This is a genomic window from Streptococcus sp. UMB1203, from assembly GCF_030217725.1.
Lineage (GTDB): Bacteria > Bacillota > Bacilli > Lactobacillales > Streptococcaceae > Streptococcus.
In genome coordinates, this window is sequence record NZ_JASOOK010000020.1 from 20616 (window position 1) to 34484 (window position 13869).

The following is a 13869-nucleotide window of genomic DNA, read 5'->3' on the forward strand; positions in this document are numbered from 1 at the left end:
AAACAAGATTAAAACGAACGTTTGTGTTATAATGTTAATAAATAATTCGTAAAAGAGGTTGAGAAATGAAACTGCTTGTTGTCGGTTCGGGTGGTCGTGAGCATGCGATTGCTCAGAAGTTGCTTGAGTCAAAAGACGTTGAAAAAGTATTTGTAGCTCCTGGAAATGACGGAATGACTCTGGATGGTTTGGAATTGATAAATATCTCTATTTCCGAACATTCTAAATTGATTGAGTTTGCAAAAGCCAACGATATCGCTTGGTCCTTTATCGGGCCAGATGACGCCCTTGCGGCTGGGATTGTGGATGATTTTAATAAAGCTGGGCTCAAGGCTTTTGGTCCGACAAGATTGGCAGCGGAGTTGGAGTGGTCCAAGGATTTTGCCAAGGAAATCATGGTCAAATATGGCGTTCCGACAGCAGCCTATGGCACATTCTCAGATTTTGAGGAAGCCAAGGCCTATATCGAAAAGCATGGTGCTCCAATCGTAGTCAAGGCGGATGGTTTGGCCCTTGGGAAGGGTGTTGTCGTTGCTGAGACGGTTGAGCAAGCGGTCGAAACGGCTCACGAGATGCTCTTGGACAATAAATTCGGTGACTCAGGTGCGCGCGTGGTCATCGAGGAATTCCTTGAAGGGGAGGAATTTTCACTCTTTGCCTTTGTCAATGGGGACAAGTTCTACATCATGCCAACGGCTCAGGATCACAAACGTGCCTACGACGGGGACAAGGGTCCTAACACTGGTGGAATGGGTGCCTATGCCCCAGTTCCACACTTGCCACAGAGTGTAGTTGATACAGCGGTTGACACTATTGTCAAGCCAGTCCTTGAGGGCATGATTCAAGAAGGTCGTCCTTATCTGGGTATCCTTTACGCAGGGCTTATCTTGACAGCTGATGGATCTAAGGTCATCGAGTTTAATGCTCGCTTCGGAGATCCAGAAACTCAGATTATCTTACCTCGTCTGACCTCTGATTTTGCACAAAATATCACAGATATCCTTGATGGCAAGGAGCCAAACATCACGTGGACGGATAAGGGTGTGACTCTGGGTGTAGTCATCGCTTCGAACGGCTACCCGCTAGACTATGAAAAAGGTGTTAAGCTTTCATTCAAGACCGAAGGCGACATCATCACCTACTATGCAGGAGCTAAGTTTGCGGAAAATAGCAGAGCACTACTATCCAACGGCGGACGTGTCTATATGCTAGTCACCACAGCCGATACCGTTAAAGAAGCCCAAGATACTATCTACAGCGAACTCGACAAACAAAACACAGTCGGCCTCTTTTACCGAACAGATATCGGAAGCAAGGCAATTAAATAAAGATATAAGAATAACGCGACGCAGTCGCCAAATACGATAATGGTCGTTTGATTTGCGAGCATTAGCGAGCTGATATAGAGCAATCACCGCCGTTGTGAAAGAACGATTGGATTATAAGCCAATCGTTCAGGGAAATCGGAAGACCTTGGGCTTCCGATTTAGGCATGAGACACCTTTGGTGGCTGCTGCCGTCCCTCACAACTTAAGGTGATTGACAAAAAGAAAGGAAAGAAAAGGAAAAATTATGACTAAACCAATTATTTCCATCATCATGGGCTCAAAATCCGATTGGGCAACCATGCAAAAAACCGCAGAAGTCCTAGACCGTTTTGGTGTAGCCTACGAAAAGAAAGTTGTTTCCGCACACCGTACACCAGACCTCATGTTTAAACATGCCGAGGAGGCTCGTAGCCGTGGTATCAAGGTCATCATCGCTGGCGCTGGAGGAGCAGCCCATTTGCCAGGAATGGTAGCAGCCAAAACAACCCTTCCTGTCATTGGTGTGCCCGTCAAGTCTCGTGCCCTTAGTGGCGTGGACTCTCTCTACTCTATCGTACAGATGCCGGGTGGCGTACCTGTTGCGACCATGGCTATCGGTGAGGCAGGTGCAACCAACTCAGCCCTCTTTGCCCTCCGTCTCCTGTCAGTAGAGAATCAGGCTATCGCGACAGCATTGGCAGATTTCGCAGAGGAGCAAGGAAAAATCGCAGAGGAGTCGACAAATGAGCTCATCTAAAACAATCGGAATTATCGGTGGCGGCCAGCTGGGTCAGATGATGTCTATCTCTGCTATCTACATGGGGCACAAGGTTATAGCGCTGGATCCTGCGGCAGATTGCCCGGCCTCTTGCGTGGCGGAAATCATCGTGGCGCCTTATAATGACGTGGATGCTCTGCGTCAGTTGGCTGAGCGTTGCGATGTCCTCACTTATGAGTTTGAAAATGTCGATGCCGACGGATTGGATGCGGTTGTCAAGGATGGGCAACTTCCACAAGGGACAGACCTGCTCCGTATTTCCCAAAATCGGATTTTTGAAAAGGACTTTTTGTCAAATAAGGCTCAAGTCACTGTGGCACCTTATAAGGTTGTGACTTCTAGTCGAGACTTGGCAGATATGGACCTGTCGAAAAACTATGTCCTCAAGACTGCGACAGGTGGCTATGATGGGCATGGACAAAAGGTCATTCGCTCGGAAGCAGACTTGGAAGAAGCCTATGCGTTAGCTGACTCAGCAGCCTGTGTCTTGGAAGAATTTGTCAATTTTGACCTTGAAATTTCTGTCATCGTGTCAGGAAATGGCAAGGATGTGACAGTTTTCCCAGTTCAGGAAAATATCCACCGCAACAACATTCTTTCGAAAACCATTGTTCCTGCTCGCATTTCTGAGAGTCTAGCAGCCAAGGCCAAAGCTATGGCAGTGCGAATCGCAGAGCAGCTTAATCTATCTGGAACGCTCTGTGTGGAAATGTTTGCGACAGCTGATGACATCATTGTCAACGAAATCGCCCCACGCCCACACAACTCTGGACACTACTCGATTGAAGCCTGCGACTTCTCCCAGTTTGACACTCATATTCTGGGAGTTCTGGGAGCACCATTGCCAGCTATCAAACTGCATGCGCCAGCCGTCATGCTTAATGTCCTCGGCCAGCATGTCAAGGCTGCTGAAAAATATGTCGCAGAAAATCCAAGCGCCCACCTCCACATGTATGGTAAAATAGAAGCAAAGCACAGCCGCAAGATGGGACATGTGACTTTGTTTAGTGATGTGCCAGATGAGGTTGAGGAGTTAGGGAAAGGGATTGATTGGTAGATAATCTCATTCTTGAATACTGATAATACAAGGTACAAAATTATATGTTGAAAAATAATAAACGGTACTTTTTACTTTTCATGGTTTTAATTTCAATCCCCATAGTTTTTGATTTATCTAATCAGAACTTAGGTTTAACTAGAGACTATGATTGGTTATCTTTTTATGGTAGTTTAGTTGGTAGTTTTGTTACCATTATAGGGATTAAGTTGACTTTAGATTTTGAATCGGAACAATCTCGAAGGGATAATAAAATAAGTTACAGGCCTATATTAAGATTTTCAAGTAAAAATCTAGAAAATAAAGGTGATTTTTCTAAAAATCAAATTATACTTAGAGATGAGACGAATTTTAAAAGATTTCAAGAAAATAATATTTCATTATTTGAGAAATTTAAAGACTACAATGATGGTAGCCCAAAAGTGGGAATAGATAAATTGTCTAATGAGCTAGACAATTTATCTACACAGGCTTCAAAATATGTTTATTTACAATCTAGATTTTTACTCTGTATTTCAAATGTTAGTTCTAATAATGCAATACTAAGTAATATTAAAGTTGGCAATCTCTTTACGGAGGGTATTTTAAATGCTGAACAATTCTATAAAGCCTGTCTTGTGCAAAAAGAAAGTTGTTTGGAATTGGATATATTACTAGATTTTGTATTGAGTAAAGAGGAGGTGGATTATGTAAATAAAGGCATACCAAAGTTAGTAACGATAAGTATTGAATTCTTTGATTTGCTGAAAAATAAATACTTTTATACTTTTAGTTTACAAATTGAGAAGGTATACCAAGAAGATGTTTTTCACCATTACGCTAATATAAAGATTGATGAAAACTCGGTTCCTGTAGAACCTTTTGAATTATAGTTAGGAGAAACAACAATGATCAACCGTTATTCTCGCCCTGAGATGGCGAACATTTGGAGTGAAGAAAATAAATACCGTGCTTGGCTTGAGGTGGAAATCTTGGCTGACGAGGCATGGGCTGAGTTGGGGGAAATCCCTAAGGAAGATGTGGCTTTGATTCGCGAGAAGGCGGACTTTGACATCGACCGTATTTTGGAGATTGAGCAGGAGACTCGCCACGATGTGGTGGCCTTCACACGTGCGGTTTCTGAAACGCTTGGCGAAGAGCGCAAGTGGGTTCACTATGGTTTGACTTCTACCGACGTGGTGGATACGGCCTACGGTTACCTCTATAAGCAGGCCAACGACATCATCCGTCGTGACCTTGAAAACTTCACCAACATCATCGCTGATAAGGCTAAGGAGCACAAGTTCACCATTATGATGGGGCGTACCCACGGTGTGCACGCTGAGCCGACAACCTTTGGGCTTAAATTGGCGACTTGGTACAGCGAAATGAAGCGTAATATCGAGCGTTTCGAGCATGCGGCTGCTGGTGTGGAAGCTGGTAAGATTTCTGGTGCGGTTGGGAACTTTGCCAACATCCCACCATTTGTGGAGCAATACGTCTGCGACAAGCTTGGTATCCGTGCTCAAGAAATCTCTACACAGGTGCTTCCTCGCGACCTTCACGCTGAGTACTTTGCAGTTCTTGCTAGCATTGCGACTTCCATCGAACGTATGGCAACGGAAATCCGTGGTCTGCAAAAATCAGAACAACGCGAAGTGGAAGAATTCTTTGCTAAAGGGCAAAAAGGGTCTTCAGCAATGCCTCACAAACGCAACCCTATCGGTTCTGAAAATATGACTGGTCTTGCGCGTGTTATCCGTGGTCACATGGTGACAGCTTATGAAAACGTCGCTCTCTGGCACGAACGTGACATTTCACACTCATCAGCTGAGCGCATCATCACACCAGATACGACCATCTTGATCGACTACATGCTCAACCGTTTTGGAAATATCGTTAAAAACTTGACAGTCTTCCCAGAAAACATGATCCGCAACATGAACTCTACGTTTGGTCTTATCTTTAGCCAACGTGCTATGCTTACTTTGATTGAAAAAGGGATGACCCGTGAGCAAGCTTATGACTTGGTACAACCAAAAACAGCCTACTCTTGGGACAACCAAGTAGACTTTAAACCACTTCTAGAAGCAGATCCAGAAGTAACATCACGCCTCACACAAGAAGAAATCGACGAAATTTTCAACCCTCTTTACTACACCAAACGAGTGGATGATATCTTTGAACGTCTTGGTTTAGGATAATTAGAATAAAAATCGAATTTCTATTACTCTATTTATAGGAGTAGTAGAACTTCGATTTTTCTTTTTTATTAAAGCTATTTTTATAAAAAGATTCCCTATATTTTAGTAAAATTTAAACAAATTTAGTCTATCTTAATTAACATATAGAAAATATACTTTTAATGTCATATAATAAGCATAGAAAAAGCCAAAGCAAGGCTTAGGCTTTCTTCTTAGTGATCACGGTCACATGAAATGAATTTGATTTTGTAGTAATCCGCTCGTTTATATGTTTCGCTGTAAGCGAGAACTTGACCAGTAGACTCTAGTTTAGTAGTCTTGGTTTGTAAAACGGTTGGGAATTGCTCATCGACCCCGAGGACCGAAGCCGCATGTTCTGGAGTTGGAAATGCTATTTCATTGATTTCTTCAAAATGTTCATCATTCATGTGAATGTGGTAATCCAATTTGAAACGGTTATAGATAGAGCTATAATATTCAAGATTTGGATAATTTGCGTTGATGTATTGTTCTGGAATGTAAGATGTATGGTAGATGTAGACAACACCACCTGTTTCGCGAACGCGTTCAATCTTGTAGTAGAACTGATCTCCGCGTAGTCCAAGTTTTTCTAAGTAGCTTAGTTTATTTCCACGCTCAATAGAAAGGACGGTAACTTTATCATCTTTAGTTTCAAAAACTTCTACATCTGAAAACTCTACGAGTTTGTGTTTGCGTGCGCGTGAAACGAATGTACCCTTTCCTTGTTGACGGACAATATAGCCATCCTTGGCAAGGTCGTTTAAAGCGCGAACAACTGTGATAGAACTAACATCATACATTGCAATCAATTCAGCTTCAGTGTAGAATTTATCTCCACTGGCAAATTGACCAGAAATGATTTTGTTCTTTAACTCATCTTTAATATATTGATACTTTGGAATTGCCATATTTTCACCTCGATTTTCCTTCTCCGTTAAAGATTTTACCATAAAACTGGAAAGAATAGTAGCCTTTTGAATAAAAAAATTAGAATAATAGGCTATAAGGTTAATTTACATAGGAATAAATAGAAAAACCTACATTTTTATACATGGTGCTAAAATGTTGTTATGACTATAGATTACAAGATTTTTATAAGTTTTTTGTGTAAAATTTAGTGAAAAATGAAAAAAATTGTGAAAACCTATTGACAAATGTAAGATATTGAGATATATTTACTATATCAACAAATGAAAGCGTAAACTTTAGTTGTCAGAAGGTAAGAATATGACACGATTTGAGATACGAGATGATTTTTATCTCGATGGAAAATCATTTAAGATTTTATCTGGCGCCATTCATTATTTTAGGGTTCCTCCAGAAGATTGGTATCATTCGCTCTATAACTTGAAGGCTCTTGGTTTTAATACAGTAGAGACTTATGTGGCCTGGAATTTACACGAGCCTCGTGAGGGTGAGTTTCACTTTGAAGGAGCTCTGGATTTGGAGCGATTTCTTCAGACAGCACAAGATTTGGGTCTCTACGCTATCGTTCGTCCGTCACCCTTCATCTGTGCAGAGTGGGAATTCGGTGGCTTACCAGCCTGGCTCTTAACAAAGAATATGAGGCTTCGTTCCTCAGATCCTGCCTATATTGAGGCTGTTGGTCGCTACTATGACCAGCTCTTGTCACGGTTGGTTCCACATTTGTTGGACAATGGTGGCAATATCCTTATGATGCAGGTTGAAAATGAGTATGGTTCTTATGGAGAAGATAAGGCTTACCTAAGAGCAATTCGACAGTTGATGGAAGAGCGTGGTGTAACCTGTCCCCTCTTTACATCAGATGGTCCATGGAGAGCTACTCTGAAAGCTGGAACCTTAATCGAAGATGACCTCTTTGTGACAGGGAACTTTGGTTCTAAAGCTCCGTACAACTTTTCACAGATGCAGGAATTCTTTGATGAGCATGGCAAGAAATGGCCGCTCATGTGTATGGAGTTCTGGGATGGCTGGTTCAATCGTTGGAAAGAACCGATTATCACACGGGATCCGAAAGAGTTGGCAGATGCAGTTCGAGAGGTTTTGGAACAAGGCTCCATCAATCTTTACATGTTCCATGGTGGCACAAACTTTGGTTTCATGAATGGTTGCTCAGCTCGAGGGACTTTGGACCTGCCACAAGTTACATCTTATGATTACGATGCCCTTCTGGATGAAGAAGGAAATCCAACTGCCAAATATTTGGCAGTCAAGAAGATGATGGCAACACATTTCCCAGAGTATCCCCAGTTGGAACCACTCTACAAAGAGAGTATGGAGTTGGATGCTATTCCACTGGTAGAAAAAGTTTCCTTGTTTGAAACTTTGGATAGCTTGTCAAGTCCAGTAGAAAGCCTCTATCCTAAAAAGATGGAGGAGTTGGGACAAAGCTATGGCTATCTACTTTATCGAACAGAAACAAACTGGGATGCAGAAGAAGAAAGACTTCGTATCATTGACGGTCGAGATAGGGCTCAGCTTTATGTCGATGGTCAGTGGGTTGAAACCCAATATCAGACAGAGATTGGGGAAGATATTTTTTATCAAGGTGAAAAGAAAGCGCTATCTAGGCTGGATATCTTGGTAGAAAATATGGGGCGTGTCAACTATGGACACAAGTTCTTAGCGGATACGCAACGTAAGGGAATTCGGACAGGTGTTTGTAAGGATTTGCACTTCTTACTAAACTGGAAACACTATCCACTCCCACTAGATAATCCTGAGAAAATTGATTTTTCAAAAGGATGGACAGAAGGACAACCAGCCTTTTACGCTTATGACTTTACAGTCGAAGAGCCAAAAGATACTTACCTAGACTTGTCTGAGTTTGGTAAGGGAGTTGCCTTTGTAAACGGGCAGAATCTAGGACGTTTTTGGAACGTCGGCCCAACCCTCTCGCTTTATATCCCTCATAGCTATCTCAAGGAAGGTGCCAATCGTATCATCATCTTTGAAACAGAGGGCCAATATAAAGAAGAGATTCATTTAACTCGTAAACCTACACTAAAACACATAAAGGGGGAAAACTTATGACAATTGTAGGATGCCGTATCGATGGACGTTTGATCCACGGACAAGTAGCCAATCTATGGGCTGGAAAACTAAATGTTTCACGTATCATGGTTGTAGATGACGAAGTTGTCAACAACGACGTTGAAAAGAGTGGTTTGAAACTTGCAACACCACCAGGTGTGAAGTTGAGTATTTTGCCAATTGAGAAAGCGGCAGCCAATATTCTTGCTGGAAAATACGATAGCCAACGTCTCTTTATCGTGGCTCGTAAACCAGACCGCTTCCTTGGTTTGGTAGAAGCAGGTGTACCAATTGAAACCCTTAATGTTGGGAATATGTCTCAAACACCAGAAACTCGCGCCATCACACGTTCTATCAACGTAGTGGACAAGGATGTGGAAGACTTCCACAAATTGGCAGAAAAAGGTGTTAAACTTACTGCTCAAATGGTTCCAAATGATCCAATTTCAGACTTTTTGAGCTTATTAAAATAGGAAAAAATTTTTAGGAGGTCATTGTTATGATACAATGGTGGCAAATTTTACTTCTCACTTTGTACTCAGCTTATCAAATCTGTGATGAGTTGACGATCGTTTCATCTGCAGGTTCCCCTGTATTTGCTGGTTTCATTACTGGTTTGATTATGGGAGATGTGACTACTGGTCTGCTTATCGGTGGTAACTTGCAACTGTTCGTTCTTGGGGTTGGTACCTTCGGTGGTGCTTCTCGTATTGACGCAACTTCTGGTGCGGTTCTTGCAACAGCATTCTCAGTTTCACAAGGAATCGCTACAGACCTTGCGATTACAACAATCGCTGTACCAGTAGCAGCACTTTTAACATACTTCGACGTTCTTGGACGTATGACAACTACTTTCTTCGCACACCGTATTGATGCTGCAATCGACCGCTTTGATTACAAAGGTATCGAACGCAACTACTTGCTTGGTGCGATTCCTTGGGCTTTATCTCGTGCCCTTCCAGTCTTCTTCGCGCTTGCATTTGGTGGTGAATTTGTACAACACGTAGTAGACTTCGTTACAAAATACCAGTGGGTTGCAGATGGTTTGACACTTGCAGGACGTATGCTTCCAGGTCTTGGATTTGCAATCTTGCTTCGTTACCTTCCAGTTAAACGTAACCTTCACTACCTTGCAATGGGATTTGGTTTGACAGCTATGTTGACTGTTCTTTACTCATATGTAACAGGTCTTGGTGGCGCTGTTGCTGGTATCGTAGGTACTCTACCGAAAGATGTTGCTGAAAAAATTGGTTTCGTGAACAACTTCAAAGGTTTGTCTATGATTGGTATCTCTATCGTAGGTATCTTCCTTGCAGTGCTTCACTTCAAAAATAGCCAAAAAGTAGCTGTAGCAGAACCTTCTACACCATCAGAAAGTGGGGAAATCGAAGATGACGAATTCTAATTACAAACTTACAAAAGAAGATTTTAATCAAATCAACAAACGTAGCTTGTTTACTTTCCAATTGGGTTGGAACTACGAACGTATGCAAGCTTCTGGTTACCTTTACATGATCTTGCCTCAATTGCGTAAAATGTATGGGGATGGAACTCCTGAATTGAAAGAAATGATGAAAGTTCATACTCAATTCTTCAATACTTCACCATTCTTCCACACCATTATCGCTGGTTTTGACCTTGCCATGGAAGAAAAAGATGGTGTGGGTTCAAAAGACGCCGTTAATGGTATCAAGACAGGTTTGATGGGACCATTCGCTCCTCTTGGAGATACAATCTTTGGTTCACTTGTACCTGCGATCATGGGATCTATCGCAGCAACTATGGCTATCGGTGGTCAACCTTGGGGTATCTTCCTTTGGATTGCAGTTGCAGTAGCGTATGATATCTTCCGTTGGAAACAGTTGGAATTTGCCTACAAAGAAGGGGTTAACCTTATCAACAATATGCAAAGTACCTTGACAGCTTTGATTGACGCTGCATCTGTACTTGGTGTCTTCATGATGGGTGCTCTTGTAGCAACAATGATCAACTTTGAAATTTCTTACAAGTTGCCAATCGGTGAAAAGATGATTGATTTCCAAGACATCTTGAACCAAATCTTCCCACGTTTGCTTCCAGCAATCTTTACTGCCTTTATCTTCTGGTTGCTTGGTAAGAAAGGTATGACCTCTACTAAAGCTATCGGTATCATTATCGCTCTTGCAGTAGGTCTTTCTGCCTTTGGTAAATTTGTACTTGGAATGGGCGCATAATTTATGGCTAAATCATTAATTTTGGTGAGTCATGGTCGCTTCTGTGAAGAACTTAAAGGTAGCACTGAAATGATCATGGGTCCACAAGACAATATTCATGCAGTGGCTCTTCTTCCAGAAGATGGTCCAGAAGAATTTACTGCGAAATTTGAAGCTGCTATTGAAGGATTGGATGATTTCCTAGTCTTTGCGGATCTTCTCGGTGGAACACCATGTAACGTGGTCAGTCGTTTGATCATGGAAGGTCGTGACATCGAACTTTATGCAGGAATGAATCTTCCAATGGTGATTGAATTTATCAATGCGAGCCTTACAGGTGCAGATGCGGACTATAAGAACCGTGCTGCAGAAAACATTGTGAAAGTTAATGACCTGTTAGCAGGCTTCGATGATGACGAAGATGAATAATACTCTTCGAAAATCAAATTCAAACTACGTCAGCGTCGCCTTGCCGTACTCAAGTACAGCCTGCGGCTAGCTTCCTAGTTTGCTCTTTGATTTTCATTGAGTATACGATGTGACAACGTGAAAATCGTTAGAACAGCTTGTATAGAATATACATGGGAATGGGAGTCACTCCCATTCCCATATTTTCAATAGGAATGAAACAATAATAGATTAGAGGAACTCTATGCTAAATTACACAAAAGAAGAATTACTTGAACTGGGTGCAGAAATCACGACTCGTGAAATCTACCAACAGCCTGATGTATGGAAAGAAGCTTTTGAAGCCTATCAAGCGAAACGTGAAGAAATTGCAGCTTTCCTACAAGGAATTGCTGATAAACATAACTATATCAAGGTTATCTTGACAGGTGCGGGGACTTCTGCTTATGTAGGAGATACCTTGGTACCTTACTTTAAGGAAGTCTATGACGAACGCAAATGGAATTTCAATGCTATTGCGACAACAGATATCGTTGCCAATCCAGAAACTTATTTGAAAAAAGATGTGGCAACTGTCCTTGTATCCTTTGCTCGTAGTGGGAACTCGCCTGAAAGTGTGGCGACTGTTGATTTGGCCAAGGCCTTGGTAGATGAGCTTTACCAAGTGACGATTACTTGTGCAGCAGATGGTAAATTGGCTCTTCAAGCTCATGGAGATGACCGCAATCTCTTGCTCTTGCAACCAGCTGCCTCTAATGATGCTGGATTTGCCATGACTTCTAGCTTTACGTCTATGATGTTGACAGCTCTCTTGGTCTTTGATCCTACAGAATTTGCTGTTAAAGCTGAACGTTTTGAAGTTGTATCTAGTCTTGCCCGTAAAATTCTAGACAATGCAGAAGATGTCAAAGAGTTGGTTGACCTAGACTTTAACCGTGTCATCTATCTAGGCGCTGGTCCTTTCTTTGGGCTTGCTCATGAAGCTCAGCTCAAGATTTTGGAATTGACAGCTGGCCAAGTGGCGACCATGTATGAAAGTCCAGTCGGCTTCCGTCACGGTCCAAAATCTCTTATCAACGAAAATACAGTTGTTTTGGTCTTTGGTACAACAACAGACTACACTCGCAAGTACGACTTGGACTTGGTTCGTGAAGTTGCTGGTGACCAGATTGCTCGTCGTGTTGTGCTTTTGAGTGATCAAGCTTTTGGTCTTGAAAATGTCAAAGAAGTGGCCTTTGGTTGTGGCGGTGTCTTGAATGATATTTACCGTGTCTTCCCTTACATCGTTTATGCCCAACTCTTTGCCCTATTGACTTCACTCAAGGTAGAAAACAAACCAGATACACCGTCTCCTACAGGTACAGTAAATCGTGTGGTACAGGGTGTTATCATCCACGAATATCAAAAGTAATACTCTTCGAAAATCTCTTTAAACCATGCTAGTGTCGCCTTGCCGTAGGTATATGTTACTGACTCTGTCAGTTCTATCCACAACCTCAAAACAGTGTTTTGAGCTGACTTCGTCAGTTCTATCTACAACCTCAAAGCAGTGCTTTGAGCAGCCTGTGGCTAGCTTCCTAGTTTGCTCTTTGATTTTCATTGAGTATAAGACAGTGTTTATGAATTCTTGACAATAGGATTTGTAAATTATCAGATAAACCATAGATTGTCAGTAGGCTTTCTATGGTTTGTTTGCTTGAGAGAAATAGTAAAAGGAGAACAGAATGAAAGCATACACAGAGCGTGTATTTGGAAATCATGAGGGACAAGATGTCTTAGCCTATCGTTTTGAGACGGACGGTGGTTACCAACTTGAGGTCATGACTTATGGTGCGACCATTTTGCGCTATGTCACGCCTGATAAGGCTGGAAATTTTGCCAATGTTATCTTGGGATTTGAGGACTTCGATAGCTATGTAGGCAATAGTCCCAAGCATGGAGCTAGCGTAGGTCCAGTTGCAGGCCGTATCGCAGGTGCGACATTTGAACTCAATGGCCAGACCTATCATCTTGAAGTCAACAATGCTAGCAACTGTAACCACAGTGGCTCAACAGGTTGGGATTCAAGCTTGTTTGAACTAGTTGAAGTGAGCGATCATGGTTTGACCCTCTACACAGAGCGTACAGATGGCACAGGAGGGTTCCCTGGGAATCTCAAGATCTGGATCAGCTACCACTTGGAAGAAACTGGTGCCTACGAAATCAGCTATAAGGTAACGACAGATCAGGATACGCTGGTCAATCCAACCAACCACAGCTATTTCAACTTGTCTGGTGATTTCACGCAGACAATTGACCGCCACGTTTTCCAACTAAATACAGAGGGGATTTACCCAATAGCTCCCGATGGTGTTCCTGCAAAAACTCCAGATGCCAATCGTGATGTGGTTAAACACATCTACAATGGAGCCTTGTTAAAGGATATCTTTGCAGAGGAAGATGAGCAAATCCAACTGGTATCTGGCTTGGACCACCCATTTGCCCTCCCTACGGGTCATGACAATGCTGGTTTCCTTTATGACCAAAATTCAGGTCGCTTCTTGCTTTTCAAGACAGAGGCTCCATGTTTTGTGGTCTACACAGCAAACTTTGTCGATGAGAGTGTCATCATAGGAGGTCAGCCAATGGTACAGCACAATGGGATTGCACTTGAAGCGCAGGCTTTACCAGATGCCATTCATAGCGACCTCAAAGACCAAGTCATTCTTAAAGCCGGTCAAACCTTTACAAGCAAGACACGTTATGAGCTTGTTGTGAAATAAAAGGATAGGAATTTCTACTTTTTGGGGTGCAGTTCAAATCCGTTGCTTTTTTTGCAAGCTAAGGGACTTTGTACTGACCCCAAAAAGTTAGACAATTAATTTAAGCAAAGGATTTAGTTCTGTATTGTACAGGGCTAAGTCCTTTT

The 13869-nt window shown here is 42.2% G+C and carries 14 protein-coding genes; 13 read left to right on the forward strand and 1 reads right to left on the reverse strand.

Annotation, left to right across the window (positions count from 1 at the left end; genetic code table 11):
* Positions 1-65: 65 nt before the first annotated feature.
* The 6 genes from purD to purB all read left to right on the forward strand — a co-directional run bounded on the left by purD (position 66) and on the right by purB (position 5325).
* Positions 66-1328 (forward strand): phosphoribosylamine--glycine ligase, encoded by a 1263-nt coding sequence (purD, locus tag QP439_RS06320; protein ID WP_261446853.1) that lies wholly within the window; start codon positions 66-68, stop codon positions 1326-1328.
* Positions 1329-1422: 94 nt separating this feature from the next.
* Positions 1423-1539: a phosphoribosylaminoimidazole carboxylase gene (locus QP439_RS06325; RefSeq protein WP_080980075.1), complete on the forward strand. Its 117-nt coding sequence runs from the start codon at positions 1423-1425 to the stop codon at positions 1537-1539.
* 33 nt (positions 1540-1572) lie between these two features.
* Positions 1573-2064, forward strand: coding sequence for a 5-(carboxyamino)imidazole ribonucleotide mutase (gene purE / locus QP439_RS06330; RefSeq protein ID WP_285388758.1), 492 nt, complete (start codon positions 1573-1575; stop codon positions 2062-2064).
* Positions 2051-3142 carry a 5-(carboxyamino)imidazole ribonucleotide synthase gene (gene purK, locus QP439_RS06335; protein ID WP_285388761.1) on the forward strand — a complete coding sequence of 364 codons (1092 nt, stop codon included), beginning with the start codon at positions 2051-2053 and terminating at the stop codon, positions 3140-3142. Before purE ends, purK begins: the two co-directional genes overlap by 14 nt.
* A 44-nt stretch (positions 3143-3186) precedes the next feature.
* The gene (locus QP439_RS06340) at positions 3187-4014 is read left to right on the forward strand and encodes a hypothetical protein (RefSeq protein ID WP_261446850.1); all 828 of its coding nucleotides are present in this window, start codon (positions 3187-3189) and stop codon (positions 4012-4014) included.
* Positions 4015-4029: 15 nt separating this feature from the next.
* Entirely contained in the window at positions 4030-5325 is a 1296-nt protein-coding gene (gene purB / locus QP439_RS06345) for an adenylosuccinate lyase (protein WP_261102394.1), read from the forward strand.
* 212 nt (positions 5326-5537) lie between these two features.
* Here purB and QP439_RS06350 read toward each other — a convergent pair whose 3' ends face one another.
* Complete coding sequence (locus QP439_RS06350) at positions 5538-6254, reverse strand: GntR family transcriptional regulator (RefSeq protein WP_031237756.1); 717 nt, start codon at positions 6252-6254, stop codon at positions 5538-5540.
* 319 nt (positions 6255-6573) lie between these two features.
* On the opposite strand from QP439_RS06350, the gene QP439_RS06355 reads away from it, so the two are divergent.
* The 7 genes from QP439_RS06355 (at position 6574) to QP439_RS06385 (ending at position 13723) form a co-directional block, all read left to right on the forward strand.
* Positions 6574-8361: a glycoside hydrolase family 35 protein gene (locus tag QP439_RS06355; RefSeq protein ID WP_285388764.1), complete on the forward strand. Its 1788-nt coding sequence runs from the start codon at positions 6574-6576 to the stop codon at positions 8359-8361.
* The gene (locus tag QP439_RS06360; RefSeq protein WP_020903315.1) at positions 8358-8834 is read left to right on the forward strand and encodes a PTS sugar transporter subunit IIB; all 477 of its coding nucleotides are present in this window, start codon (positions 8358-8360) and stop codon (positions 8832-8834) included. The genes QP439_RS06355 and QP439_RS06360 overlap by 4 nt, the downstream gene beginning before the upstream one ends.
* 26 nt (positions 8835-8860) lie before the next feature.
* The gene (locus QP439_RS06365; protein ID WP_023947383.1) at positions 8861-9766 is read left to right on the forward strand and encodes a PTS mannose/fructose/sorbose/N-acetylgalactosamine transporter subunit IIC; all 906 of its coding nucleotides are present in this window, start codon (positions 8861-8863) and stop codon (positions 9764-9766) included.
* Entirely contained in the window at positions 9753-10574 is an 822-nt protein-coding gene (locus QP439_RS06370; protein WP_020903317.1) for a PTS system mannose/fructose/sorbose family transporter subunit IID, read from the forward strand. The genes QP439_RS06365 and QP439_RS06370 overlap by 14 nt, the downstream gene beginning before the upstream one ends.
* A gap of 3 nt (positions 10575-10577) precedes the next feature.
* A complete protein-coding gene (locus QP439_RS06375; RefSeq protein WP_285388769.1) occupies positions 10578-10982 on the forward strand; it encodes a PTS sugar transporter subunit IIA in 405 nt (134 codons plus the stop codon).
* 223 nt (positions 10983-11205) lie between these two features.
* Entirely contained in the window at positions 11206-12372 is a 1167-nt protein-coding gene (locus QP439_RS06380; RefSeq protein WP_285388771.1) for an SIS domain-containing protein, read from the forward strand.
* A gap of 313 nt (positions 12373-12685) precedes the next feature.
* Positions 12686-13723 carry an aldose epimerase family protein gene (locus tag QP439_RS06385; protein ID WP_285388773.1) on the forward strand — a complete coding sequence of 346 codons (1038 nt, stop codon included), beginning with the start codon at positions 12686-12688 and terminating at the stop codon, positions 13721-13723.
* Positions 13724-13869 lie beyond the last annotated feature (146 nt).